The 25,595-nt window shown below is 73.2% G+C and carries 16 protein-coding genes; 6 read left to right on the forward strand and 10 right to left on the reverse strand.

The features are described 5' to 3' along the window. Nucleotides 1-16 precede the first annotated feature (16 nt). The 9 genes from ACFT5B_RS02830 to ACFT5B_RS02870 all read right to left on the reverse strand — a co-directional run bounded on the left by ACFT5B_RS02830 (nt 17) and on the right by ACFT5B_RS02870 (nt 14,539). Complete coding sequence (locus ACFT5B_RS02830) at nt 17-1,069, reverse strand: Gfo/Idh/MocA family protein (protein WP_386796461.1); 1,053 nt, start codon at nt 1,067-1,069, stop codon at nt 17-19. Nucleotides 1,070-1,486: 417 nt separating this feature from the next. Beyond that, nucleotides 1,487-4,216: a type I DNA topoisomerase gene (gene topA / locus ACFT5B_RS02835; protein ID WP_386796462.1), complete on the reverse strand. Its 2,730-nt coding sequence runs from the start codon at nt 4,214-4,216 to the stop codon at nt 1,487-1,489. A gap of 40 nt (nt 4,217-4,256) precedes the next feature. After that, nucleotides 4,257-5,321, reverse strand: a complete 1,065-nt coding sequence (locus tag ACFT5B_RS02840; RefSeq protein ID WP_386796463.1) for a phosphatase PAP2 family protein — start codon at nt 5,319-5,321, stop codon at nt 4,257-4,259. A 323-nt stretch (nt 5,322-5,644) separates the two neighbouring features. Beyond that, the gene (locus ACFT5B_RS02845; RefSeq protein WP_386796464.1) at nt 5,645-6,733 is read right to left on the reverse strand and encodes an ABC transporter ATP-binding protein; all 1,089 of its coding nucleotides are present in this window, start codon (nt 6,731-6,733) and stop codon (nt 5,645-5,647) included. Then, a complete protein-coding gene (locus ACFT5B_RS02850) occupies nt 6,730-7,812 on the reverse strand; it encodes an ABC transporter permease (RefSeq protein ID WP_386796465.1) in 1,083 nt (360 codons plus the stop codon). The genes ACFT5B_RS02845 and ACFT5B_RS02850 overlap by 4 nt, the downstream gene beginning before the upstream one ends. Nucleotide 7,813: 1 nt before the next feature. Then, nucleotides 7,814-8,794 (reverse strand): ABC transporter permease, encoded by a 981-nt coding sequence (locus ACFT5B_RS02855; RefSeq protein ID WP_386796466.1) that lies wholly within the window; start codon nt 8,792-8,794, stop codon nt 7,814-7,816. Further along, nucleotides 8,791-9,963: an ABC transporter ATP-binding protein gene (locus ACFT5B_RS02860; protein WP_386796467.1), complete on the reverse strand. Its 1,173-nt coding sequence runs from the start codon at nt 9,961-9,963 to the stop codon at nt 8,791-8,793. Before ACFT5B_RS02860 ends, ACFT5B_RS02855 begins: the two co-directional genes overlap by 4 nt. Nucleotides 9,964-10,156: 193 nt before the next feature. Continuing rightward, nucleotides 10,157-11,842: an ABC transporter substrate-binding protein gene (locus tag ACFT5B_RS02865; protein ID WP_386796546.1), complete on the reverse strand. Its 1,686-nt coding sequence runs from the start codon at nt 11,840-11,842 to the stop codon at nt 10,157-10,159. 102 nt (nt 11,843-11,944) lie between these two features. Beyond that, nucleotides 11,945-14,539 (reverse strand): beta-glucosidase, encoded by a 2,595-nt coding sequence (locus tag ACFT5B_RS02870; RefSeq protein WP_386796468.1) that lies wholly within the window; start codon nt 14,537-14,539, stop codon nt 11,945-11,947. Nucleotides 14,540-14,665: 126 nt separating this feature from the next. On the opposite strand from ACFT5B_RS02870, the gene ACFT5B_RS02875 reads away from it, so the two are divergent. The 6 genes from ACFT5B_RS02875 (at nt 14,666) to ACFT5B_RS02900 (ending at nt 23,042) form a co-directional block, all read left to right on the forward strand. Beyond that, nucleotides 14,666-15,439, forward strand: coding sequence for a TetR/AcrR family transcriptional regulator (locus ACFT5B_RS02875; RefSeq protein ID WP_386796469.1), 774 nt, complete (start codon nt 14,666-14,668; stop codon nt 15,437-15,439). 232 nt (nt 15,440-15,671) lie between these two features. After that, complete coding sequence (locus ACFT5B_RS02880; RefSeq protein WP_386796470.1) at nt 15,672-16,445, forward strand: response regulator transcription factor; 774 nt, start codon at nt 15,672-15,674, stop codon at nt 16,443-16,445. After that, nucleotides 16,442-18,145, forward strand: coding sequence for a sensor histidine kinase (locus ACFT5B_RS02885; RefSeq protein ID WP_386796471.1), 1,704 nt, complete (start codon nt 16,442-16,444; stop codon nt 18,143-18,145). The genes ACFT5B_RS02880 and ACFT5B_RS02885 overlap by 4 nt, the downstream gene beginning before the upstream one ends. A gap of 475 nt (nt 18,146-18,620) precedes the next feature. Beyond that, nucleotides 18,621-19,934 (forward strand): glycosyltransferase, encoded by a 1,314-nt coding sequence (locus ACFT5B_RS02890; RefSeq protein WP_386796472.1) that lies wholly within the window; start codon nt 18,621-18,623, stop codon nt 19,932-19,934. Next, nucleotides 19,931-22,150: an ArnT family glycosyltransferase gene (locus ACFT5B_RS02895; RefSeq protein WP_386796473.1), complete on the forward strand. Its 2,220-nt coding sequence runs from the start codon at nt 19,931-19,933 to the stop codon at nt 22,148-22,150. Before ACFT5B_RS02890 ends, ACFT5B_RS02895 begins: the two co-directional genes overlap by 4 nt. Nucleotides 22,151-22,298: 148 nt before the next feature. Beyond that, complete coding sequence (locus ACFT5B_RS02900) at nt 22,299-23,042, forward strand: GtrA family protein (RefSeq protein ID WP_386796474.1); 744 nt, start codon at nt 22,299-22,301, stop codon at nt 23,040-23,042. A 195-nt stretch (nt 23,043-23,237) separates the two neighbouring features. Here ACFT5B_RS02900 and ACFT5B_RS02905 read toward each other — a convergent pair whose 3' ends face one another. Then, entirely contained in the window at nt 23,238-25,556 is a 2,319-nt protein-coding gene (locus ACFT5B_RS02905; RefSeq protein ID WP_386796475.1) for an LLM class flavin-dependent oxidoreductase, read from the reverse strand. Between the last annotated feature and the right edge of the window lie 39 nt (nt 25,557-25,595).

Consider the following 25,595-nt stretch of genomic DNA (forward strand, 5'->3'; position numbering starts at 1 on the left):
CGCGGCGAGGTGTGGCTCACTCGCCCGGGTAGACGACGCCGACCTGACGGCGGACCTCGTCGAGCGTACGCATGACGTCGAGCGTCGCCTGCCAGGGCATGCGCTCGCTCTCGAGCAGCCCGGCGTCGAGGCAGCGGGCCACCTCGGCGGCCTGGTACTGCTTGCCCTCGCCACGGAAACCGTCGTGGCGGCGCTCCGTGCCGTCCGCGCGCACGACGGTGAACCCGCCCCCGCCGAACGTCCACGGGTCGGTGACCACGTAGCCCTCGGTGCCACCGATGCGGACCGACTGCGGCGTCTGCACCCACAGGGACGACTGGACGGACCCGAACCGGCCGTCGCCGAAGTCGAGCCCGACGACGCTCTGGCCGTCCACGCCCGTGTCCGTGAGCGATCCCACGGCCTCGACGCGGACCGGCGAGCCGAGCACGTCGTGGGCGAACGACACCGGGTACACACCGACGTCCAGGAGTGCGCCGCCCGCGAGGTGCGGGTTGTAGAGGCGGTGCTCCGGGTCGTAGGTGAACGCGTGGCCGTAGTCGCCGAGGACGGTGCGGACCTCGCCGATCTCCCCTGCCTCGATCGCCTGGTGGATGCCGGCGACGTGCGGCAGGAACCGCGTCCACATGGCCTCCATGACGAAGAGCCCGGCCGCGCGCGCGGCGTCGAAGACGTCGCAGGCCTCCGCGTGCGAGCGCGTGAACGCCTTCTCGACGAGCACCGGCTTGCCCGCGGCCAGGGCCAGGAGGGCGTGCTCGCGGTGGTGCGAGTGCGGGGTGCCGACGTAGACGACGTCCACGTGCTCGTCCTCGACCAGGTCCTCGTAGCTGGCGTGGGCGCGCCCGGCGTCGTGCGCGGCGGCGAACGCTTCGGCCTTGCGCTGGTCGCGCGACCCGACGGCCGTGACGCTCCCGTTGGTGAACCGGCGCACGGCCTCCGCGAACGAGCCGGAGATACCTCCGGCCCCGAGGATGCCCCACCGCACGGGCGGCGCCGACCGGGGATCGGGGGCAAGACCCGCGGCGGCCGCGGATTCCTGCGCGGCCAGGACGACGTCGTCGGTGCTCATGCCCCCAGGTTATCCGCGCCGACCGCCCCACCCCACCGCGAAGTCCTCCGCCCGCCCACCCCGCGAAGTACCCCGGCATCCCGCATACCTCGCGAAGTACCCCGGCATCCCGCATACCTCGCGAAGTACCCCGGCATCCCGCATACCTCGCGAGGTACCCCGGCACCCCGGGTACTTCGCGGGAGAACCGGCCACGCGGGCAGTACCGCGCTCCCCGACAACGGAACCCGACGCGGCGCCCGACCCCGCGGGCAGGTCGGCGACGACCAAGCCAACCCGGTGCACGAGGTCGGGGGTCCGGGGGATGCGCGCGCGACCGTGGCGGGGCTGGCGGGAGCCGACCGAGGGACGAGCGAGGCGGATGGTAGGTCGCGCGCGCATCCCCCGGACCCCCGACCGGACAGAACCCGAGGGGCCTTACTTGGCCTTCGCCGTCGACCGCGACGACGCACGCCGCGCCGGCTTCTTGGCCGGCCCCTTGGCCCTCTTCTCCGCGAGCAGCTCCTGTGCCCGTTCGGGGGTGATGGCGTCGACGGCGTCGTCCTTGCGCAGGGTGGCGTTGGTGGTGCCGTCGGTGACGTAGGGGCCGAAGCGCCCGTCCTTGACGACGATGGGCTTGCCGGACACGGGGTCGTCGCCGAGCTCGCGCAACGGCGGGGCCGCGGTGGCGCCGCGTCCCCGCTTGGGCTGGGCGTAGATGGCGAGGGCCTCGTCGAGGGTGACGGTGAAGATCGCTTCCTCGCTGGGCAGGGTCCGGGAGTCGGTGCCCTTCTTGAGGTAGGGCCCGTAGCGCCCGTTCTGGGCGGTGATCTCGGTGCCGGACTCGGGGTCGGTCCCGACGACGCGCGGCAGGGACAGCAGCGCGAGCGCCTCGTCGAGCGTGATGGTGCCGAGGTCCTGGGACTTGAGCAGCGAGCCGGTGCGCGGCTTGGGCAGCGCGGCCTTGGCCTTCTTGAGCGCGGCGGCGGACAGCCCGGGCTCGAAGGTCGGCTCCGGGAGGACCTCGGTGACGTACGGCCCGTAGCGGCCAGCCTTGGCGATGATCGTGTGCCCGGTGGCGGGGTCGACGCCGAGCTCGCGCCCGTCGTCGGCGCCGGCGGCGAGGAGCTCGCGGGCCTTGGCGACGGTGAGCTCGTCGGGGGCGACGTCGTCGGGGATGGAGGCGCGGGGCGGCGTCTCGCCCTCCTTGACCTCGGCGCCGTTGTCCTCGACGTAGGGCCCGTAGCGGCCGATCCGGACCTGGAGGCCCTCGCCGATGTCGATCGAGTTGATGCCGCGCGCGTCGATCTCGCCGAGGTTGTCGACGAGCTCCTTGAGCCCGGCGTCGGCGCCGTCGGTGCCGTCACCGAAGTAGAACTCGGTGAGCCACGCGACGCGGTCGCGCTGCCCGGCAGCGATCTCGTCGAGGTCCTCCTCCATCTCGGCGGTGAACCGGTAGTCGATGAGCTCGCCGAAGTGCTCCTCGAGGAGCCGGACGACGGCGAACGCGATCCAGCTCGGCACGAGCGCCTGGCCGCGGGTCGTGATGTAGCCGCGGTCCTGGATGGTGGAGATGGTCGACGCGTAGGTCGACGGGCGACCGATGCCGAGCTCCTCGAGCTTCTTGACGAGGCTGGCCTCGGTGTAGCGCGCGGGCGCGGACGTGGCGTGACCCGCGGCCTCGAGGTCGCTGCCGGTGAGGTCGTCGCCCTCGGCGACGCGCGGGAGGCGCGCCTCCTTCGCGCCGCTGTCGGCGCCCTCGGCCTCGTCGGTGCCCTCCTCGTACGCGGCGAGGAACCCGCGGAACGTGATGACGGTGCCCGACGCCGCGAACACGGCGTCCGTCCCGGCGTGCGCGGCGCCGGCCGCGCCCACGGTGCCGGCGATCCGCAGCGACGCCGTCGAACCCTTGGCGTCCGCCATCTGCGAGGCGACGGTGCGCTTCCAGACGAGCTCGTAGAGGCGGAACTCGTCACCACGGAGCTCGGACGCGACCTGGGCGGGCGTCCGGAACGAGTCGCCCGCGGGGCGGATGGCCTCGTGCGCCTCCTGCGCGCCCTTCGACTTCGAGACGTACGACCGCGGCGAGGCCGGCACGTACTCGGGGCCGTACAGCTCGGCGGCCTGCCGGCGGGCGGCGTCGGTCGCCTCCGCGGACAGCGCCGGTGAGTCCGTACGCATGTAGGTGATGTAGCCGTTCTCGTACAGCGACTGCGCGACGCGCATGGTCTGCCGCGACGACCACCGCAGCTTGCGCCCGGCCTCCTGCTGGAGGGTCGAGGTGGTGAACGGCGCGGTGGGGCGGCGCGTGTACGGCTTGGTCTCGAGCGAACGCACCGTGAACGGCGCGCCGTCGAGGCCCGCGACGAGCGCGTCGGCGGCGGGCTCGTCGAGCGTGACGACGCGGTCGCGGGTCGCCGCGGCCGTGAGCTGCCCGCGGTCGTCGAAGTCACGACCGGTGGCGACGCGCGCCTCGCCGAGCTGCACGAGGCGGGCGCTGAAGTGCTGCCCGGCGTCGGGGCCGCCGTCGGGCGCGAAGCTTCCCGTGAGATCCCAGTAGGCGGCGGGGACGAACGCCATGCGCTCGCGCTCCCGCTCGACGACGAGGCGCGTCGCGACGGACTGCACGCGCCCCGCGGACAGGCCCTGGCGGACCTTGCGCCACAGGACGGGCGAGACCTCGTAGCCGTAGAGACGGTCGAGGATGCGGCGGGTCTCCTGGGCGTCGACGAGGTTCTCGTCGAGGTCGCGCGTGGTGTCGAGCGCCCGGCGGATGGCCTCGGGCGTGATCTCGTGGAACACCATGCGGCGCACCGGGACCTTGGGCTTGAGCTCCTCGAGCAGGTGCCACGCGATGGCCTCGCCCTCGCGGTCCTCGTCGGTCGCGAGGTAGAGCTCGTCGGCCGACTTGAGCATCTTCTTGAGCTCACTGACCTTCTTCTTCTTGTCCGGGTAGACCTCGTAGTACGGCTCGAAGCCGTGCTCGACGTCGACGGCGAACTTCCCGAAGGGGCCCTTCTTCATGTCCGCGGGCAGCTCGGACGGCTGCGGCAGGTCGCGGATGTGCCCCACGCTCGCCTCGACGTCGAAGCCCTCGCCGAGGTAGCCCGCGATCTTGCGGGCCTTCGTCGGCGACTCGACGATCACGAGCTTGCGGGATCCGGACATGCTTCCTGCTTCCGTTGAGACCGGCGGTGGGTGCGTGGGATCACGCGGCGGCGTGCCGGACCGGGTGGGGTACCGCGGCCGCCGCCGGCACGGGGCGCGACGTGGTCGCAGTGAGCTGGCGCACGGCGAGGATCAGGGCGAAGACCAGCGAGGTCGCCGCCAGAACACCGAACGCGCCACCAATATACGCAGTCACCTCGGTGGACCGCCGGACCGACCACAGGGCCCCCGCCATCGCGCGGACGGCGGCGTCGACGTCGTGCAGCGCGCTGACCGCGACCGCTCCCGAGAGGCCCGCCGCGCCGACGAGGACGATCGCCGCGACGTACGAACCGGGGCTGCGCCGCGGCCGTCCCTCCCGGTCGAGCGCAGGGACGTCGAGCGACGAGCGGGAGGTGAACGCACACACCACGCCCGTCCACGCGGACACCACGAGCAGCCCGGCGACGACGTCGCTCGGCCGGTGCCACTGGCCCACGAGGGTCGAGACGCCGGTCGCGGCCGTGGAGGCGGCGCCGAGGAGGGCGACCACGGGCCGGGCGGCGCGCGGCACGACGAGCAGGAGCGCCACGGACACCGACGCGGCGACCGTCGTGTGGCCGCTCGGCAGCGTGTTGGCGCCCGTCCAGCCCTCGGCGAGGTGGGGCCGGCTGAAGACGTCGGCCTTGAGCACCTGGGTGGTGAGGTTCGCCCCACCGACCAGGACGGCGACCTGCAGCGCGAGCCACCACCGGCGGCGCAGCAGCGCGACCCCGATGGCGACCACGATCCCCAGCGCGACGAAGCTCAAGGAGACGACGTCGAGGACGGGCTTCGCGAGCTGCCAGAGGTGGCCCTGACCGTACGTCGCGCCACGGCGGGCGAGCTCGTCGACCCGCTGGCCGCGGCCGCTGTTCACGAACACCTCCCACAGCACCCACACCCCGACGGAGGAGAGCACCGCGAGGGCGAGCGCCGTCGCCCGCCGCAGCCAGTCGGGCGCGGACCCGACGGTCACCCAGCCGGCGGCGTCGTCGGACCGGGCGAGGGGCTGCGACGCGGGCACGGCCGGGCCCGGGACGCCTGCACGGGCGGCCCGGTGGTCAGCGGATGCCTGCATCGTCATCCGATCACCGTAGGCCACGTTCGTGATGATCTTCGTGAGTTTCCGGCCGCGGAACGTGGACGGCGCGCTGTCGGCGCCGCTGTGGCCGCCGAGTGCGACGCCGCGGTTCGCCGAGTGCGACGCCCGCGGGGTCGGGTTCGCGGGCGGGTGCGGGGTGTGCGCGACCGTCCGGTCGCGCCGACCGGCACGAGCCCGTGCTCGGAGCCGAAGCAGGCAACCAATCCGGAAGCTCGGCTCCGCCGGCGTACGCGTCACACTCGGCGCACCCCCGCGTCACACTCCGCGAGACCCCGCGTCGCACTCGGCGAAGCCCTACGTCACCGTCAGCGCGCCGCCGCGCGCTCCGCGAGCTCCGGCGGGACGGTGTGCCCGTCGGTGTGGAGCAGGCAGGCGACGGTCCTCCGCTCCTCCCCCAGCGCCGTCGGGCCGAGCTCCGGGTGGATCTCGGCGCACTCCGGCATGGCGTGCGCGCAGCGGGTGCGGAACGGGCAGCCGCTCGGCAGGTTCTGCAGGTCGGGCGGGGAGCCCGGGATGCCCTGCAGCTCGCGGCGCGGGCCGTGCAACGGCGGGAAGGAGTGGAGCAGCCCGTACGAGTACGGGTGCCGCGGCTCCTTGTAGACCTGCATCCCGCTCGCCTCCTCGACGATCTCGCCCGCGTACATGATCGCGATGCGGTCGGCGACCTCGACGAGCAGCGACACGTCGTGCGTGATGAAGATGACGGCGAAGCCGAGCCGGTCCCGCAGGTCCTGGATCTGCTCGAGGATCTGGCGCTGCATGACCACGTCGAGCGCGGTCGTCGGCTCGTCCATGATGAGCACGCGCGGCTCGAGCGCGAGCGCCATGGCGATCATGACGCGCTGCCGCATGCCGCCCGAGAGCTGGTGCGGGTACGACCGGATCCGGTCGGGCGCGATGCCCACCATGTCGAGCAGCTCGCGGGCACGCTCCTCGCGCTCGCGCGGGGACGAGTCGGGCCGGTGGGCCTTGATGGCGTCGGTGAGCTGGCGCCCGATCCGGTAGACGGGGTTGAGCGAGTTCATCGCGCCCTGGAACACGACCGCGATGTCCTGCCAGCGCCCGGCCCGGAGGTCGGCGTCGGACAGGCGGAGCAGGTCGACCGTCTCGCCGTCCTCCGCGTGGTACAGCACCTCGCCGGCGCTGATGAGGCCGGGCGGGGGCAGCAGGCGGGTCGCACCGTAGACGAGGGTCGACTTGCCGCAGCCGGACTCGCCCGCGAGGCCGAGCACCTCGCCCTCGTGGAGCGTGAGGTTCACGCCGCGCAGGGCGTGCACCCGGTTCTCGCCGTAGCCGTAGTCGACGGCGAGGTCCTTGATCTCGAGGATCGGGCGGTGACCCGCGGCGCGCGTCGCGGCGCCGTCGGTCAGGACCTCGGTGGTGGGCGGGGTCATCGCACGGCCTCCTTGGGCTCCGGAGTCGAGGTGGCGTCGGCCTGCTGGGCCAGGACGGGCGTCGGGTGGGCGTAGGTGCGCGGCAGGTCGCGGACCTTCGCCGTGAACCCGATGCGCGGACGGATGCCGTGCTTGCGCATCTGGCCCGCCGACATGCCCGCGAGGCGCAGGCGCGGGTTCACGAACTCGTCGATGCCGAAGTTGATGAGGGTCAGGGCCATGCCGAGGACGGCGACCAGCAGACCGGCGGGGACGAACCACCACCACGCGTGCTGGTTGAGGGCCTGGTTGGCCTGCGCCCAGTACAGGACGGTGCCCCAGCTCCAGTCGGTGAGGGACATGACGCCGACGAACGACAGCGTCGTCTGCGCGAGGACCGCGAACGTGACGGTCGAGACGAAGCTCGACGCGATGATCGCCGTGAGGTTCGGGAGCGTCTCGAACCAGACGATGCGCCACGTTGACTCGCCGCTGGCGCGCGCGGCCTCGATGAAGTCGCGTCCTCTCAGCGAGAGCGTCTGCGCTCTGAGCACGCGCGCACCCCATGCCCACCCGGTGAACGCCAGGACCAGCGCCACGATGATGTTCCCCGCGTCCTCCAGCTGGCTGACGATGATGATGATGAGCGGGATCTGCGGGATGACGAGCACGATGTTGGCGAGCGCCGAGAGGGTCTCGTCGCCGAGCCCGCCGAGGAAGCCGGCGGTGACACCGAACAGGACCGCGAGGAGCGTCGCGATGACGCCGGCGATGAGGCCGACGAGCATGACGCCGCGGGTGCCCACGAGGAGCTGGGAGAACACGTCGCGGCCGAGCTGGTCGGTGCCGAGCCAGTGCGCGCTCGACGGTCCGACGAGCAGGTCGAGCGACGACGCGTTCGGGTCCTGCGGGGCGATCCACGGGCCGATGATGCCGAGGATCGTGAAGATCACGAGGATGACGAGCCCGGTCATGGACTTGCCGTTGCGGACGAAGACGAACTTCTTGCGCGCCTTCTTGGCGGCGCCCGTGCCGACGGGGTCGACCTGGGTCTCCGGGTCGAGCGCCACGGCGGCGGGATCGAGGGGCATGTTCGACATCTCAGGCCTCCTGGCGGGTGCGCGGGTCGAGGAAGACGTAGACGACGTCCGCGAGGATGTTCGCGACGAGCACCGACAACGTGATGACGAGGAAGATGCCCTGCATGAGCGGGTAGTCGTGGCCACCGATCGCGTTGAAGAGCGCGTAGCCGATGCCCGGGTAGGAGAACACCAGCTCCATGACGAGCGAGCCGGAGACCACGAAGCCGAGCGAGAGGGCGAAGCCGGAGACCTGCGGGAGGATCGCGTTGCGGGCCGCGTAGCCGAACATCACGAGCCGCTCCGGCAGGCCCTTGGCCTGGGCGACGGTCACGTAGTCCTCGGACGCGACGGTGACCATCATGTTGCGCATCCCGAGGATCCAGCCGGCGATCGAGGACAGCACGATCGTGAGGGCGGGCAGGAAGCCGTGCTGGACGACCGAGACGATGAAGTCCCAGTTCCAGCCCTGCTCGAGGCCGGGCGTGGCACCGCCGGAGCCGGGGAAGATCGGCCACGTCACCGCGAACAGCGCGATGAAGAGCAGGCCGAGCCAGAAGTAGGGCACCGACGAGAAGAACGTCGTGACGGGCAGGACCGAGTCCGCCCAGGTGCCGCGCCGCCAGCCGATCAGGACGCCGATGAGCGAGCCGAGGACGACCGCGATGATCGTCGCGATGCCCACGAGGCCGATCGTCCAGGGCAGCGACGTCTTGATGACCTCGCTGACCGGCGTCGGGAACAGCGTGAAGGACGTCCCCAGGTCACCGTGGAGGATCTGGCCCCAGTACTGCCAGTACTGGTCCCACAGGCTCTGGTTCTTGTCGAGGCCGAACAGCACGTACAGCGAGTGGACCGCGTCGGTGCTGATCTGGCCCTGGTAGCGGTTGATGAGCGACTGGACGGGGTCGCCCTTCATGAGGCGCGGGATGAAGAAGTTGATCGTGACCGCGGCCCAGAACGTGAGCGCGTAGAAGCCGATGCGGCGGAGCAGGAACTTCACCGGGTCACCTCCGGGGTGGTCGTCGTGGACGCCGCAGCGGTGTCGACGACGGTCACCGGAACGGCGGCGTCGCCGAGCTCCGGGAGGTCGGCCGTCGACGGGACGAGGTCGAGGGCGCCGGGCACCTGGGTGGCGTAGCCCCAGCACGCGACCTGACGGCCGCGGCCGATCTCCAGGAGCGGCGGGGTGACGGTGCGGCAGACGTCGGTCGCGAACGGGCAGCGGGGGGCGAACCGGCAGCCCTCGGGCGGGTTGACCATGTTCGGCGGCTCGCCGCGGCCCCCCGTGCGCTCGGCGGAGACGAGCTGCTCGGGGTCGGGCGCGGAGCGCACGAGGAGCTGGGTGTACGGGTGGGCCGGTGTCTGGGTGACGGACTCGGAGTCGCCCGTCTCGACCGGCCGGCCGGCGTACATGACGTACGTGCGGTCCGCGAAGTAGCGGGCCGACGCGATGTCGTGCGTGATGTACAGGATCGCGATGCCGAGACGGTCGCGCAGGTCCTGCAGGAGGTTGAGGATGCCGATGCGGATCGACACGTCGAGCATCGAGATCGGCTCGTCGGCGAGCAGGACCTCGGGGTCGGCAGCGAGCGCGCGAGCGATCGCCACGCGCTGGCGCTGGCCGCCGGACAGCTCGTGGGGGAACTTGTCGATGAACCGGTCCGGGTTGAGCTGGACCCTCTCGAGGAGGCCGCGGAGGGCGTCCTCGAGGCGCTGGCCGCGCAGGCCCTTCTTGTGGATCCGGAGCGAGCGCGTGAGCGTGTACCGGACCGTGTGGATGGGGTTCAGCGACGCGAACGGGTCCTGGAAGATCATCTGGACGCGGCGCGCGTACCGGCGGAAGGCCCGGCCGCGCTTCGCGGTCACGTCCTCGCCGTGCAGGAGGATCCGGCCCTCGGTCTGCGGGTAGAGGCGCGCGAGCACGCGCGCGACCGTCGACTTGCCCGAGCCGGACTCGCCGACGAGCGCCACGACCTGCCCGGAGCGGAGGGCGACGTCGATCCCGTCGACGGCGTGGACGGCTCCCTTGGCGCGGATGCCGCGCAGCGGGAAGTGCTTGGTCAGGCCGACCGCCTCGAGCACGACGTCGTCGCGTCCTGTGCGGTCGGCGGTCGGGGCGCCACCGTCGGGGCCGGCGCTCTCGGCGGTGTCTTGGGGGTCGTCACTCATCAGTCACCTGGGGGTCGTTCGCCGCCCGCGACAGCGCAGTCGGGACGGGGCGGGGGCACGGCGCCCCGGGGCGCCCGGCCGGGGTCACCCGGAGGTGACGCCCGGCGCGGGCGAGGGGCACCGCTCGAGCAGCGGTGGGTGGGGGACGATCCCGCCGGCCGACGCACCGAGGCCGACGGGACCGTCTCCCGGCTCAGGAAGCCGGCTTGAGCTTCGTCAGGATCAGCGCGACGTTCGGAACCGTGGGCTGCGGGTTCGCGTACGCGTCGTCGTCGCTGGGCCAGCCGGTCCAGTACTTGGTCGACATCTCCGCGCCGGCCGGACGGGCGTCCACGCCGAGCGCGGGCACCTGGTCGACGTAGACGTCCTGGAGCGTGTCGAGCGCGGTCTTGCGGCCCGCGTCGTCCGTGGCCGCCAGGTAGTCGCTGAACGCCTTCTTCGCGTCGTCGTTCTGGAACCGCCCGTAGTTCCACACGGCCGTCTTGCCGACCGGAACGTAGTAGTTCGGGTCGAACATGTTCGAGTACATCTCGTACGGCGTGATGCCACCGTTGGTCCAGTGGAGCGCCGCGTCGAAGTTCCCGACGTTGAGGTTCTCGGTCCAGGTGTCGACGTTCGGAGTGGAGACCTTCGCGGTGATGCCGATGGTCTTCAGCGAGTCGGAGATGAGCTGCAGCGACGTGATGTAGTCGTTCCAGCCGGACGGGTCCTGCAGCGTGATCGAGACGGGCTTGCCATCCTTGCCGATCAGCTTGTCGCCCTGGTACTTGTACCCGGCGTCGGTGAGCGTCTTCTTCGCGCCCTCGACGTCGACCTTGTAGGTCTGGCCCTTGTACTTGTCCGAGATGAACGAGTCACCGGCCGGGGTCGGGATCGCGGTGACGCTCGTGAGCTCGGGGAAGATGCCCGACTCCGCGATCTTGCTCGCCTTGGCCCGGTCGAGGACCTGGTTCACGGCGCGGCGCACGGCCACGTCGTTGAACGGCGCCTTCGCCGTGTTGAGGATGAGCTGGTCGATCCCGAGGCCCGCGGGGAAGAAGTACGTGTTGTGGGCCGGGTCCTTGCTCTTGTAGACCTCGTCGATGTTGGGGATGAACGTCCAGCCCCACTGCGCCTCGCCCGTCTGGAGCGCGGTGATGAGCGCGTCGTTGCCCTTGTACGCGGTGTAGCGCAGCTCGGGGATGGACGGCTTGTCACCCCAGTAGGAGGGGTTCTTGTCGAGCGTGATGGTCTGGCCCTCGAAGGACTTGAAGACGTACGGGCCGGTGCCGACGGGGGTCGTGACCGGGTCCTTCGTCGGGTCCGTGATCTTCTCCCAGATGTGCTTCGGGACGATGAAGAGCTGGGCGATCTTGAGGGTGTTGATGTACTGCGAGCCGTCGAAGTCCACCGTGACGACGTTGCCGTCGACCTTGATGTCCTTGTACTTCAGGCCCTCGGTGTTGAGCGCGTCGTTGTCCTTGCGGAGCTGCAGCGAGTACGCGATGTCCTCGGCCGTGAACGCCTGGCCGTCCGACCACTTCACGCCGTCGCGGGCCGTGATCTTGGCCTGCGTGTAGTCCGCGTTCCAGTCGATCGCCGTGGCGAGCCACGGGATGTACTTGTTGGCCGGACGCGTGTCGTTGGCCTGCATGAGCGGCTCGTAGATCGCCCACTTGTAGCCGATCATCGCGCCCGCGGACGTGTTGAGGAACGGGTTCGAGTTGTTCGTCACCGGGCCGTTCGGCATGCCGACGGTCAGCGGCTGGTTCGACGTCGCGGCGCCACCGGTGCTGGTGTTGTTCTTCGCGGCGTTGTTGTCGGCGTCGCCGCCACCACAGCCTGCGACCACGAGGGCCAGGGCTGCGGCGCCGACCACGGCGGGGGCGATTCTGCGCATCTTCACGGGTGTGCCTCCTTGCACGTTGCTCTTCGAGTGGAGTCGTCGAGCGAGCCGGCAGATTACCGGACGCCGCTCGTCGGTTCGGGTTCGGGGATGCGGTCAGTCCTCCGGGGATGGTTCGAGGCCGGTGGGCCGGCCGCTGGGCTGGGTCGGGTGGGGCGCAGGCGCCACGGCGAGCGAGACCCGCAGGTCCGCCACCGAGCGCCCGACCCGGAGGGTGTGGGCCCCGGTAGGCAGGGTCCACGCGTGCGTGGCGACGTCCCACGTCTCGAACGCGCGCCGCGGCACGCTGACGTGCGCGACGACGCTCTCGCCGCCGTCGGCCGAGACCGTCGCGAAGCCGCCGAGCCAGCGCACAGGTCGATCCACGACTGGCGCGGGCGGCTCGACGTAGACCTGGACGACCTCGTGGCCGCGGCGGGCGCCCGTGTTCCGGACGAGGACGTCGAGCTCGACGGCCTCGGCCGTGACGGCGGTCGGCATGACGTCCTGGTACTCCCACGTGGTCCAGCCGAGGCCATGACCGAAGGGAGCCGCGGGCTCCGGCCCGCCCTCCTCCACGGCCCGGCGCTCCCAGCCGCGGTAGCCCACGTCGACGCCCTCCGTGTAGTCGACGATGCCCTCCTGGGGGATCGCTGACGGAACGGGCACGTCCTGATAACGGACGGGGAGGGTCCAGGGGAGACGCCCTGAAGGTTCGGTGAAACCTGCCAGGACGTCCGCCAGCGCGGCCCCGCCCTCCTGCCCCGCGAGCCATGCCCACAGGACGGTGGGGGCCTCGGTGAGCCACGGAAGCTCGACCGGCGCACCGGCGTTCACGACCACGATCGTGCGGGGGTTCGCCTCGACGACGCGGCGCACGAGCTCGTCCTGGTTACCCGGGAGCGCGAGCGACGACCGGTCGAAGCCCTCGGACTCGACCTCCTCGGTCGTGCCGACGACGACGACGGCCACGTCGGCCGCGGCAGCCAGGCCCGCGGCGGCCGCGAGGTCCTCCTCGGCCGACGGCCCGGGCAGGCGGTGCACGATCTCGCCGCGCACGAACGAGTCGTAGCCGACGGGGTGGACGACCTGCAGGCGGGCGTCGAGCCGGACGGTGCGCGGCGCGTCGACGACGACCGGGACGACCGCGGCCACGGGGTGGTTGTGCTCGGAGGCGAGGATGACCTCCTCGGCGACCACGTGGTCCGCGTTCGAGGCGACGCGGGTGTCCACGACGATCTCGTGCCGCCCGACCGTTCCGATGCCGAGCTCGTGGGTCCCGGGCTCGTCGACGCGGACGTCGGCGGTCAGGTGGAGCGTCACCGCCCGCGGGTCGGTGTTCGCGAACCAGCCGCTCCACGCCGGGTCGGTCCGGGACTCGAGCACCCGGCCGTCGGCGTCGAGCAGCTCGAGACGCACGCCCGGCTCGCCCGTCGCGGGGTCGGTGCACCGCTCGGCCGCGTCGATCTCCGGCGGGTTGAGGCGCGAGCGCGCGCCTGCGTGCACGTCGAGGCGGACGCCGTCGGGCAGCGCGGCGCGCAGGGCCGGGACCGGGAGCTCGAGGTGGTCCGGGTGGACGAAGCCGGAACCGCCGCCCTGGACGAACGGCTCCACGGCCGCGGGGCCGAGCAGCGCAACGACGCCTGGCGTGCCGTCCGGGCGGACCGCGAGCGCCTCGAGGTCGAGGGGCAGGAGGGCCGCGTCGTCCTTGAGCACGACCATCGCGCGGGCGGCGAGCTCGCGCAGGAGCGCGGGCGTCTCGGGCGCCGCGGCCGGGCGGTGACCCGGGGCGTCGGGGGTCGCGCCGGGGGCGCCGAGCGCGCCGACGCGGTCGGCGAGGCGCAGGATCCGGACGACCTTGTCGTCGAGCTCGGTGACGTCGACGTCGCCCGAGCGGACGGCGTCGAGCAGGCCGTCGCCCCAGGCGCCGTCGGGGCCGGGCATCTGGAGGTCGAGGCCGCCGCGCACGGCAGGGGCGACGCTCTTGGTGGCGACCCAGTCGCTCACGACGACGCCGTCGAAGCCCCACTCGCCCTTGAGCACGCCCTGGACGAGGGGCGCGTGCTCGGTGAGGGGCGCGGAGGTCTCGCCGTCGTCGAAGCCGTTGTAGGCGGCCATGACGCTCCAGGCGCCGGTCTCCTTCACGAGCCGCTCGAAGGGCGCGAGGTAGACCTCGCGGAGCGTGCGCTCGTCGACGCGGGCGACGTAGCGGGTGCGCTCGGTCTCGGAGTCGTTGGCGATGTAGTGCTTGACGCACATCCCGACGCCGCGCGCCTGGGCCTCACGGACGAGGGCGTCGGCGATCGCGCCGGTGAGGATCGGGTCCTCGGAGTAGCACTCGAAGTGCCGGCCGCCGACGGGCGTGCGCTGGAGGTTGATCTGCGGGGCGAGCACGACGTCGACGCCGTGGCGGCGGGCCTCGTCGGCGAACAGGGCGCCGACGCGGGCGACGAGGTCGAGGTCCCAGGTGGCGGCGACGGCGCTGGGGGCGGGGAGCGACGCGGAGGTCTCGCCGGGGACGTCCCCGGTCCCCCGGACGCCGGCGGGACCGTCGGAGACGACGACGCCACGGAGCCCGACGCGGTCGACCGGGGTGGTCGACCAGATGTCGGCGCCGACGACGAGCGCGACCTTCTCCTCGGTCGTCAGCTCGGCGGCGATCGCGGCGAGCTGCGCATCCGTGCGGGCTCGTGCTGCGGTCTCCAGTGACACTCGGTACTCCCGTCCTTGGGCGTTTCGTCGGGCCGGCTGCTGCGCCGTTCCCGGTGACGTGTCGTCATACAACCACACTTACTGACCCGTTAGTAACTCCCGCTGGGTCACGATATGGTTGCGGCCATGACGAGCGGATCAGACGACGTGGTCTCCGCCCCGGGGGCCACGGCGATCGCCCCGGGCCCACCGCCCCAGGCACCCCCGACGGCAGCCTCGCGCGCGCGCCGACCCCGGCGCGCCACCGCCGAGCGCCGCGAGGAGATCCTCCGCGCGGCCACGCGCGTGTTCGGCTCGAAGGGCTACCACAACGGGTCGCTGCACGAGGTCGCCGCGCAGGTCGGCATCACCCACGCGGGCGTGCTCCACCACTTCGGGTCCAAGGACCGGCTGCTCTGGGCGGTGCTCGAGTACCGCGACCAGGTCGACGTCGAGCACCTCGAGGGCAAGCACATCCCGGGCGGGCTCGACCTGTTCCGGCACCTCGTCACGACCGCCCGCGTCAACGCGGGCCGGCGGGGCATCGTCCAGACGTACACCGTCCTGACGGGCGAGGCCGTGACCGACGGCCACCCGGCGAGCGACTGGGTCCGGGAGCGCTTCACCGTCCTGCGCGGGAACATCGCGGACGCGCTGCGCACCGTCGTGCACGAGCGTGCCACAGCGCGCGGGGAGGCCGTGACCGACCCCGAGCTCGACGGGGTCGCGCTCGACCGCGCCGCGAGCTCGATCATCGCCGTCATGGACGGCCTGCAGACCCAGTGGCTCCTCGACCCGGCCGCTGTCGACCTGGCCGACGCGTCGGCGTTCGCGATCGAGGCGATCCTCGCCGCGACGCTGGCCGGCAGCGAGCGGCCCCACCCCACGGCAGGCACGGGCCCGGTCCCGATCGAGGGCTGACGAGGAGCGCCAACCCCGACCCACGGGCACGATCCGTCCCGGAGAGCCCTGGAGAGCGACGGACTTCGCCAGTTCGGCGCCCCTGCCCGGCCGCACCCCTCGCGCCGCAGCCCCCGCGGGGGGTGCCACGTCACCATCGATGAACCCGACGTCGCCGTCGACGAACAGGACACCCAGGAGTTCCACAGGTTCGCTTCAGCGTCGTTCCACACACCGGGGACACAGTGTCTACATGACAACGGTCTCCAGCGCCCCCCGCCTCACCCGTGTGGACGGCTCGCCCGTCCGCGTGCTCGTCGTCGACGACGAGCCCAACCTCGCCGAGCTCCTCACCTCGGCCCTCCGGTACGAAGGGTGGGACGTCCAGACCGCCCTCGACGGCCAGGGTGCGATCAAGCTCGCCCAGCAGGTCGACCCGGACGTCGTCGTGCTCGACATCATGCTGCCCGACCTCGACGGGCTGTCCGTCCTGCGCCGCATCCGCCAGACGCACCCCTACCTGCCCGTCCTGTTCCTCACCGCGCGCGACGGCGTCGAGGACCGCGTCGCCGGACTCACCGCGGGCGGCGACGACTACGTCACCAAGCCGTTCAGCCTCGAGGAGGTCGTCGCCCGGATCCGCGCGCTCCTGCGCCGCAGCGGCGCCGCGACCGCGCAGCGCGACTCCACCATCACCGTCGGCGACCTCGTCATGGACGAGGACGCGCACGAGGTCACCCGTGGGGGCGAGGAGATCCACCTGACGGCGACCGAGTTCGAGCTCCTGCGCTACCTCATGCGCAACGCCAAGCGCGTGCTGTCCAAGGCGCAGATCCTCGACCGCGTGTGGCAGTACGACTTTGGCGGCCAGGCGAACATCGTCGAGCTGTACATCTCCTACCTGCGCCGCAAGATCGACGCCGGGCGCGAGCCCATGATCCACACGCTGCGCGGCGTGGGCTACGTGCTCAAGCCCGCACCGTCGCAGACCGAGGCGCCCGCCGGCGCCGCCATCCGCAGCGCGTGAGGCTGCCCCGGCCCGCCGACGCGCGGGGCCCCCTGACGCTGCGCCGCCAGCTCGTGCTGGTCGTGACTGGCGTGCTCGTGGCCCTGCTCGCCGTGCTCGCGGTCGTCTCGACGCTGGCCCTGCGCACCTCGCTCGGCAACCAGCTCGACGACCAGCTCCGGGCAGCCGCCGAACGGTCCGCGAACTTCCCGGGCCGCGGCGCCGGCAACGCGCCGAGCGCCGACGCGAGCAGCTCCGGGTCCACGGGGTCCGACGCGACGGGCTCCGCGGGCACCGACGGCGACGACGACGCCTCGGGCACCGAGGGCACCGGCTCGGGTGACGGGCACCAGCAGTACGCGCAAGAGCTCGCCGCCCGCTGCGAGGGCGCGTCCGAGCTGCCCGGCGGTTCGACGCCGCCGCCCGGCCAGGGTGCCGGGCAGATCGTCGTCTTCTACTCGGGCGGCGAGATCGTCGACGCCGGGTTCTTCGACGAGTCCGGCTGTTTCGTCGCGCTCACCTACGACGAGGTCGACGACCTCACCGCGGTCCCGCACGACGGCAAGGTGCACCAGGTGACGGTCGGCGACCTCGGGTCGTACCGGGCGATCGCCACGACGACGCGCGCCGGCCAGCCGTCCGTGACCGCCCTCCCGACCGCGACGATGGACGCCACGATCCAGAAGTTCGTGCTTCTCGAGGTCGGGCTCGCCGTCGGCGGACTCGTCATCGCCGGCGTCGTCGGCTCGCTGCTCGTGCGCCGTTCCCTGGCCCCCCTCGACCGTGTCGCCGACGTCGCCGAGCACGTCTCCCAGCTGCCGCTCGCCGAGGGTGAGGTGGGTGCGCTGCACGGCGTCGACCCGCGCGACACCGACGAGCGCACCGAGGTCGGCAAGGTCGGGGCCGCGCTCAACCGCATGCTCGACAACGTCGGCACGTCGCTTGCCGCGCGCCACCGGTCCGAGACCCAGGTCCGGCAGTTCGTCGCCGACGCGAGCCACGAGCTGCGGACCCCGCTGGCCTCGATCCGCGGGTACGCCGAGCTCGTCCGCCGCTCCCCCGAGGCCCTGCCCGACGGCGCGGCGCGCTCGCTCGACCGGATCGAGTCCGAGGCGAGGCGCATGGGCGTGCTCGTCGACGACCTGCTCCTGCTCGCGCGCCTCGACGCGGGCCGCCCGCTCGACAGCGCCCCGGTCGACCTCACCGCGCTCGCCGTCGACGCCGTCACCGATGCGCACGCCGCCGCCCCCGACCACCGGTACGAGCTCGACCTCCCCGCCGGCACGGACGACGACGGCGACGACCTCGAGCCCGACGCCACGCCGCCCGGCAGCGCCGACCTCGTCGTCGTCGGCGACGAGGCCCGGCTCCGCCAGGTGCTGACGAACCTCGTCGGGAACACGCGCGTCCACACCCCGCCCGGCACGCGCGTCCGGGTCGGAGCGCGGGCCGAGGACGGCGACGTCGTCCTCACGGTGCAGGACGACGGCCCGGGGATCCCCGCGGACCTCGTCCCCGACCTGTTCCAGCGGTTCAGCCGGGGCGACACGTCGCGCAACCGCGTCAGCGGGTCGACGGGGCTGGGGCTCGCGATCGCGCACGCGATCGTCGTGGCGCACCACGGCACGATCGAGGTGGAGAGCCGGACCCGTGCGTCCGGCTCCGGCGCGACCGGCACGACCGGCACGACCTTCACGGTCCGCCTCCCCCGCACACCCTGACCCGACACCGAGTGCGACGCCAGGGCCCGCCGGGTGCGACGTCGCGGGTTTCGCTCCGATGACGGCCGGCGGGGCGACGGAGCCTGCTAGGTCGGCGCGAGCGTTCACTCGAGGCGCGTCTCCCGTGCTCACGAAGGAAGCCGCCCGGGATGGACCTCGCCCTGCGGGCCCGGACGACTACATCGGCGAGGTAGGAAACGCGCGAAGGCGCCGACACGGCCGAGCGGGTGGGTGCGGGGAGGTGGTGAAGGGCGTCAAGGAGTGCGCACGGCCCCCAGGGCCGAAGCACGACAGCCCGAACCAGCTCGCCGCGCCCACCCGCGAACCCGACCACGTCACCAGGGCGCAGGCAACGTCACCGCCGGCGCACCCAACGTCACCGTCGGCGCACCGAACGTCACCGTCGGCGGTGGCTCATCGGTGGCTCACAGGGTGCGCCGGGGAGCGACCGAGGTCAGCAGCGGAAGGTCGAAGCATGACGACGACACAGCTCCCCCACGAGGCGGCCGCGCCGCCCGAGGTCGCGGCGTCCGAGCCGTCAGGACTCGCGCCCCTGCACCTCCCCGCCGGCACGGCCGACGACCGACCCGCTACCGGTCTCGCGCTCGACCTCGTCATCCCCGTGTTCAACGAGGCCGGCACGCTGGAGGCGTCGGTCCGCCGGGCGCACGCGTACATGACGGACTCGCTGCCGTTCCCGGCGCGCGTCACGATCGCCGACAACGCGTCGACGGACGGCACGCTCGCCGTCGCGCTCCGCCTGGCGGACGAGCTGCCCGGCCTGCGGGTCGTGCACCTCGACGCGAAGGGCCGCGGCCGCGCGCTCCACGCGGCGTGGGGATCGTCCGACGCGGCCGTGCTCGCCTACATGGACGTCGACCTGTCGACCGACCTGGCGGCGCTGCTCCCGCTCGTCGCCCCGCTCCTGTCGGGGCACTCGGAGGTCGCGATCGGGTCGCGGCTGAGCGCGGGCTCGCGCGTCGTGCGCGGCCCCAAGCGCGAGCTCATCTCGCGCGCCTACAACCTCATCCTGCGCGGCACCCTGCACGCCCGGTTCTCCGACGCGCAGTGCGGCTTCAAGGCCGTCCGCGCCGACGCCGCGCGCCAACTCCTGCCGCTCGTCGAGGACACCGGCTGGTTCTTCGACACCGAGCTGCTGGTGCTCGCGGAGCAGGCGGGACTGCGGATCCATGAGGTCCCCGTCGACTGGGTCGACGACCCCGACAGCCGCGTCGACATCGTCGCGACAGCCTCCGCGGACCTGCGGGGGATCTGGCGCCTCGCGCGCGACCTCAACGCCGGGCGCATCCCGCTGGGTGAGGTCCGTGCGGCGCTCCCCCGCCGCGCGTCCGACGACCAGCCGGCCCTCTCGCGCCGCCAGACGCTCCTCAACCAGATCCTGAGCTTCGGCGTGGTCGGGGCGCTCTGCACGGTCGCGTACGCCCTGCTGTTCCTCGTGCTGCGCGGTTCGGTCGGCCCACAGTGGGCCAACTTCCTCGCGCTCGCCGTGACGGCCGTGCTCAACACGGGCCTCAACCGCCGCCACACGTTCGGCATCCGCGGACGCGCCGGCGCCGCGCGGCACCACGGCCAGGGGCTGCTCGTGTTCGGGCTCGGCTGGGCCCTCACGGCCGGCTCGCTGGCCGTCCTCCACCAGGCGGCGCCCGGAGCCTCCGGCTTCGCGCAGCTCGTCGTCCTCTGCGTCGCCAACCTGTGCGCGACGCTCCTGCGCTTCGTCCTCTTCCGTTCCTGGGTCTTCGCGCCCCGCACCCCGGAGGTGTCCCGATGACCGCCCCCTTCACGACCCACGTGTCGCCCGCTGCCGGGCCCGCCACCGTCTCCCCCGCGACCCCCGGCCCTGCCGGGACGGTGCAGGCGGGTGAGGGACCGGCGTCGGGCCTGCCCACACCGCCCGACGACGGCGCGCGCCCCGGGCGGCTGAGCCGCCCCGCGCGCTTCGGGGTGCTCGGGATGCTCGTGGCGGCCGCCGCGTTCTGGCTGATCAACTTGTCGGCGAACGGCTGGTCCAACTCGTTCTACACGGCCGCGATCCAGGCCGGCTCGCAGAGCTGGTCGGCGTTCTTGTGGGGCTCGTCCGACGCCGCGGGGTCGATCACGGTCGACAAGCCGCCGGCCTCGCTCTGGCTCCCCGAGCTCGCGGTCCGGGTCTTCGGGCTGAGCTCCTGGTCGGTGCTGGTGCCCGAGGTGCTGCTGGGCGTCGCGAGCGTGTGGCTCGTGTTCGCCGCGGTCCGCCGGTCGTTCGGGACGGGCGCCGGGTTCCTCGCCGGTGCCGCGCTCGTGCTCACGCCCGTCGCGACCCTCATGTTCCGGTTCGACAACCCCGACGCGCTCCTCGTCGCGCTCATGGCCGCGGCGACGTACTGCGTGCTGCGCGCCGTCGAGGACGGCCGCACCCGCTGGATGCTCCTCGCCGGCGCCGCGATCGGGCTCGGGTTCCTCACGAAGCAGATGCAGGCGTTCCTCGTGCTCCCCGGGCTCGGGCTCGCGTACCTGTGGGCGGCGCCCGTGTCCGTCGGACGGCGCGTGCGCGACGCGCTCCTGGCCGTCGGCGCGCTCGTCGTCACGGCGGGCTGGTGGGTGCTGCTCACCGTGATCGTGCCGGCCGGCTCCCGCCCGTACATCGGGGGGTCGCAGAACAACTCGTTCCTCGAGCTGACGTTCGGCTACAACGGCTTCGGCCGCCTCACGGGCGACGAGACCGGCTCCGTCGGGGGCGGTGGCGCAGGCATCGGTGGCGGCATGTGGGGCGCGACCGGCATCGGGCGGCTGTTCGGCTCCGAGTTCGGCGGCCAGATCGCCTGGCTCGCCCCCGCCGCCGCGATCCTCCTCGTGACGGGCCTCGTGCTGACCGCCCGCGCGCCGCGGACCGACCTCCGCCGCGCGTCGTACGTCGCGTGGGGCGGCTGGCTCGTCGTCACGTGGGCCGTCTTCAGCGAGATGTCCGGGATCTTCCACGCCTACTACACGGTCGCCCTCGCACCCGCGCTCGCGGCGCTCGTCGGCGCCGGCAGCGCGCAACTCTGGCGCCGCCGCGACTCCTGGTGGGCTGTCGGGCTCCTCGCCGCGACGACGCTCGCCACGGCCGTCTGGGCGTACGTGCTGCTCGACCGGTCGTCCACGTTCCTGCCCTGGCTGCGCGTCGCCGTGCTGCTCGGCGGGTTCGTCGCGGCGGTCGCCCTCCTCGCCGGCCGCCTCATCGGGTCGCGCGACGCCGCCGGGAGCGCGGTGCTCCGGGGCGCGGCGACGCTCGCCGTCGTCGTCGGGCTCGCGGCCCCCGCGGCCTACTCGGTGCAGACGCTCACCCAGCCGCACACCGGCTCCCTCCCGACGGCGGGCCCGACCGTCCAGTCCGCGGGCTTCGGGCCCGGGGGCATGGGCGGGGGGCCCGGTGGCGGCCGCGGCGGCCAGGGCGGCCCTCCTGGGGGCTTCGGCGGACAGCAGGGCCAGCAGGGCCAGGGGCAGCAGGGCACGCAGGGCCAGCAGCCGCCAGGCCAGGGCGGCCAGCAGGGAGGCTCGTCCCAGGGGCAGGGCCAGACCCAGCAGGGCGGCCAGGCCCAGGGTCAGCTCCCCGGCGGCGACGGGTTCGGCGGCGGCATGGGCGGTCTGCTCGACGGGACGTCCGTGAGCAGCGAGCTCACGACGATCCTCCAGACGGACGCCGACACGTACGACTGGGCCGCCGCGACCACGGGCTCGCAGAACGCCGCGAGCTACCAGCTGGCCTCGGGAGCGTCCGTGATGCCGATCGGCGGCTTCAACGGCTCCGACCCGTCGCCGACGCTCGAGCAGTTCAAGCAGGACGTGGCCGAGGGCCGGATCCACTACTACATCGGATCGGGCTCGGGCGGCTTCGGCGGCTCGATGGGCGGGTCCGACGCGGCGTCGGAGATCGCGTCCTGGGTCGAGGACACGTTCCAGTCGCAGACCGTCGACGGCGTCACGATCTACGACCTGAGCAGCGGCGCGACGAGCTCCGCCTCGTGAGCCGAGGCCTTACGCAGTGACTCGTCATCCGTCGCGACGCCGTGAGCGGCCTGGGCCTCCCGACGCCCAGGCCGCTCACGGCGTGCTCCCGCCGAACTCTCAGGGGTGGTCGGAGGCACCAGAAATGAGTGGCATGATCGTGCCCACCATGACCGCGACGACCTCGGCGCCGAGGCCGACAGGGCCTGCGGCGGTGACCGACAAGGCGCACCGCACCCTGCGGCGCGTCCACCGGTCGACCCACCACGCCCACCCGGTCCCGACGCTCCGCAGCGCTCCCGGCGTGCAGCTCGACCTGCCGTCACAGCCGGTCGAGGCCCCCGCCGCCGGGGCGACCGGCAACCTCAAGGGTGTCGCGGTCCTGGTCCGCGACCTCGTGCTCGGGACGGTGCCTTTCGGCGTCGTGCGGGCTGCGCTCCCGGGACGGGCCGCCCAGCGCGGCCCCGGCCACGCGAACGCCCACGCCGTCCACCCGCACGCGGCTCTCCTCGCGCAGATGCTGAGCTTCGTCGGCGTCGGCGCGCTCTGCACCTCGGTCTACGCGCTCCTGTACCTGACGCTGTCGAACCCCTGGGGAGACCAGACGGCGAACTTCGCCGCCCAGCTCGTGGCGGCCGTCCTCAACACCGCCCTCAACCGCCGGCACACGTTCGGCGTCCGCGGGCGCGAGGGCGCGGCCCGGCACCACGGCCAGGGCCTGCTCGTGTTCGGCCTGGGCTGGGGCCTGACGTCGGGCGCGCTGGCGCTGCTCGGTGCGCTGGTGCCGGGGGCGTCGCACGTCCTCGAGCTCGGGGTGCTGTGCCTCGCCAACCTCGCCGCGACCGCCCTGCGGTTCCTGCTGTTCCGCTTCTGGGTGTTCGGGTCGCGCGACCCCGCCTGCGCCACCCGCTGACCCCTCCTCGCGAAGTAGACCGGATGCCCGGGTACCCCGCGAAGTAGACCGGATGCCGGGGTACCTCGCGAAGTAGACCGGATGCCCGGGTACCTCGCCAAGTAGACCGGACGCCGGGGTACCTCGCGAAGTAGACCGGATGCCCGGGTACCTCGCGAAGTAGACGGATGCCGGGGTACCTCGCGAGGTACGACGTCAGAGGAGCGGGATGTTCCGGTCGAACACGTTCTCCGGGTCGTAGCGGCGCTTGAGGTCGCGCAGCCGCGCGAGCGTCGCACCCGGGTAGACCCGCTCGACGCGCTCGGGGCGGCGGTCCGTCGACAGGCTCACGTACTCGCCGTGCGCGACCGGGTCGAGCGCGTCGTCCCACACCGCGTCGGCGCGTTCCCGGCTGCCGAACCCGACGCCCGACACGTCGAACTGCTGCCCGTCGCGGTGGGCGTACGCGGTCGCGTCGGACGCCACGTCGTTGACCGCTCCCCCGACGGCCCGCACCTGGAACATGCCGAACCGCCCGGACTCGAACGCCGTCGCCGCGGCGGCCGCGGTCCGGTCGTCGAGCCGGTCGACGAGCGTGTTCCGGAAGACGCCGCCGGGCCCGTCGGCGAGGTGCTCGGCGTCGTGCGGGGCGACCACCGCCGCGTACGGGGCGAGCTGCGCCTGCTGCTGCAGCAGGGGCGCGACCCGGAGCAGCGGCTCGAGCGCGCGCTCGGCGAGCGCGACGTCGTCGGACGCGACGACCGTCATGGCCTGCGCGAGCGCGGGCGTCTCGCCGCGCCCCGGCTGCATGGTGAGGAAGCTCGTGAGCTCGCGGGGCGCGTCCTCGACGGCGGACCCCCAGGCCTCGAGGAGACCCCTCGCATCGGACGCGTCGTACAGCATGATCGCGAGCACGACGGGCGGGACCTCGTACGCCTCGAGCTCGACCGCGGTCACGATGCCGAGTCCACCGCCCGCCCCGCGCAGCCCCCAGAAGAGGTCGGGGTGCTCGTCCGCGGTGGCGTGGACGAGCGAGCCGTCCGCGAGGACGACGTCGTACGCGACCGCGTGGTCGATCGTCAGCCCGTGGAGGCGGCCCATGAGCCCGACGCCGCCCGCGGTCGCGAGCCCGCCCACCCCGACGTCGCCGGAGTCGCCCGAGCTCATGCCCCAGCCGTGGTCGGCGAGCGCCGCCGCGACGTGGCCCCAGCTCGCTCCGGCGCCGACGCGCACGCGCCGCGTCGCCGGGTCGAGGACGGTCACCTGGTCGAGGGCGCGCAGGTCGAGGACGATCCCGCCGTCGTTGGTCGAGTGCCCGGAGATGCCGTGCCCCGCGCTGCGCACCGAGAGCGGGAGCCGGCCCACGCCGTCCCACGCGCCGCGCGCCTGCTGCTCGCGCGCGAAGCCGAGCCCTTCGACGACGTCCTGCGCGTCCTTGGCCCGCAGCACGAGGCCCGGCCGCCCGCCCCGGATGTACGACGAGCGCGTCCGCGCGTAGTCGCGGTCGCCCGGCTCGACGGCGTGGTCGCGCAGGCGCGCGGGGATCGCGTCGTAGTCGATCCCTGGCGCGCGCAGCGTGAGCGCGCGCGGGCTGCGCACCGGCCCGGTGTCCGTGCCCGACGACGCCCGCTCGGCCGCGACGGCCTCGCGGACCGCGGGCGCGACGTCCTGGGCGAAGGTGGTGAGGTCACGCGGGTTGTCGGACCCGAGGACGAACGTCCCGACGCCGTCCTCGAGGACGTACCGGACGAGCTCGTCGACCCAGTGCCGGGCGGGACCGTCGATCGAGCCGCCGCCGTGCGTCGAGCCCGACCCTGCGCCGTCGGGCCGGAAGCGGCCGCCGATGTTGAGGATGCGCCGGACCTCGCGTGGGTCGCGCCCGGCGGCCTCCGCGGCGCCGTCGAGGATCTCGTTGCCGCGCGCGAGGTCGCCGGGCTGGAGGTAGCCGAGCGAGGGGAGCCAGCCGTCTGCCCTGGCTCCCGTGAGCCGCAGCATGCGGGGCTTGTAGGCGCCGAGCCAGAGTCCGATCGCGTGCGCGGGCCGGGGCCCGCGCCGGGCGCCCGCGACGTGGTGGTGCTCGCCGCCCGCGCGCAGGACGGTGCGGTCGTCGGCGTCCCAGATGCCGCGGATGACGTCGATGGCCTCCTCGAGCGCGTCGACGCCCTCGGCCGGGGTGAGCCGCTCGCCACCCATCGCCGCGATGCCGTCCCAGAACGCGCCCGAGCCGAGGCCCAGCTCGGCGCGGCCGTGCGAGAGGAGGTCGAGGCTCGCGGCGGCGCGCGCGAGCACGGCCGGCGGACGGAGCGGCAGGTTGGCGACGTTGGGCGACAGGTGCACGCGCTCGGTGCGGGCCGCGACGAACGAGAGGAGCGTCCAGGTGTCGAGGAAGCCCGCGTTGTACGGGTGGTCCTGGAAGGTCACGAGGTCGAGGCCGACCTCCTCCGAGAGGACGGCGAGGTTCACGACGTCGTCGGGCGCACCTGCCTGCGGGGTGAGGAAGGACCCGAAGGCGAGGTCGTGGCCGTAGTCGCTCATGCTGCTCCGTTCGCTGCGGCGGACACCCCGCCGAATCAT

The sequence above is a fragment of the Luteimicrobium sp. NPDC057192 genome (genome assembly GCF_042670205.1).
Lineage (GTDB): Bacteria > Actinomycetota > Actinomycetes > Actinomycetales > Cellulomonadaceae > Luteimicrobium.

Bases quoted from the DNA above. Each gene is read 5' to 3' on its own strand.
- ACFT5B_RS02830 (WP_386796461.1), bottom strand. From the start codon at position 1,069: ATGAGCACCGACGACGTCGTCCTGGCCGCGCAGGAATCCGCGGCCGCC.
- ACFT5B_RS02880 (WP_386796470.1), top strand. From the start codon at position 15,672: ATGACAACGGTCTCCAGCGCCCCCCGCCTCACCCGTGTGGACGGCTCG.
- ACFT5B_RS02860 (WP_386796467.1), bottom strand. From the start codon at position 9,963: ATGAGTGACGACCCCCAAGACACCGCCGAGAGCGCCGGCCCCGACGGT.
- ACFT5B_RS02850 (WP_386796465.1), bottom strand. From the start codon at position 7,812: ATGTCGAACATGCCCCTCGATCCCGCCGCCGTGGCGCTCGACCCGGAG.
- ACFT5B_RS02905 (WP_386796475.1), bottom strand. From the start codon at position 25,556: ATGAGCGACTACGGCCACGACCTCGCCTTCGGGTCCTTCCTCACCCCG.
- ACFT5B_RS02895 (WP_386796473.1), top strand. From the start codon at position 19,931: ATGACCGCCCCCTTCACGACCCACGTGTCGCCCGCTGCCGGGCCCGCC.
- ACFT5B_RS02875 (WP_386796469.1), top strand. From the start codon at position 14,666: ATGACGAGCGGATCAGACGACGTGGTCTCCGCCCCGGGGGCCACGGCG.
- ACFT5B_RS02845 (WP_386796464.1), bottom strand. From the start codon at position 6,733: ATGACCCCGCCCACCACCGAGGTCCTGACCGACGGCGCCGCGACGCGC.
- ACFT5B_RS02865 (WP_386796546.1), bottom strand. From the start codon at position 11,842: ATGCGCAGAATCGCCCCCGCCGTGGTCGGCGCCGCAGCCCTGGCCCTC.
- topA (WP_386796462.1), bottom strand. From the start codon at position 4,216: ATGTCCGGATCCCGCAAGCTCGTGATCGTCGAGTCGCCGACGAAGGCC.
- ACFT5B_RS02900 (WP_386796474.1), top strand. From the start codon at position 22,299: ATGACCGCGACGACCTCGGCGCCGAGGCCGACAGGGCCTGCGGCGGTG.
- ACFT5B_RS02890 (WP_386796472.1), top strand. From the start codon at position 18,621: ATGACGACGACACAGCTCCCCCACGAGGCGGCCGCGCCGCCCGAGGTC.
- ACFT5B_RS02840 (WP_386796463.1), bottom strand. From the start codon at position 5,321: ATGACGATGCAGGCATCCGCTGACCACCGGGCCGCCCGTGCAGGCGTC.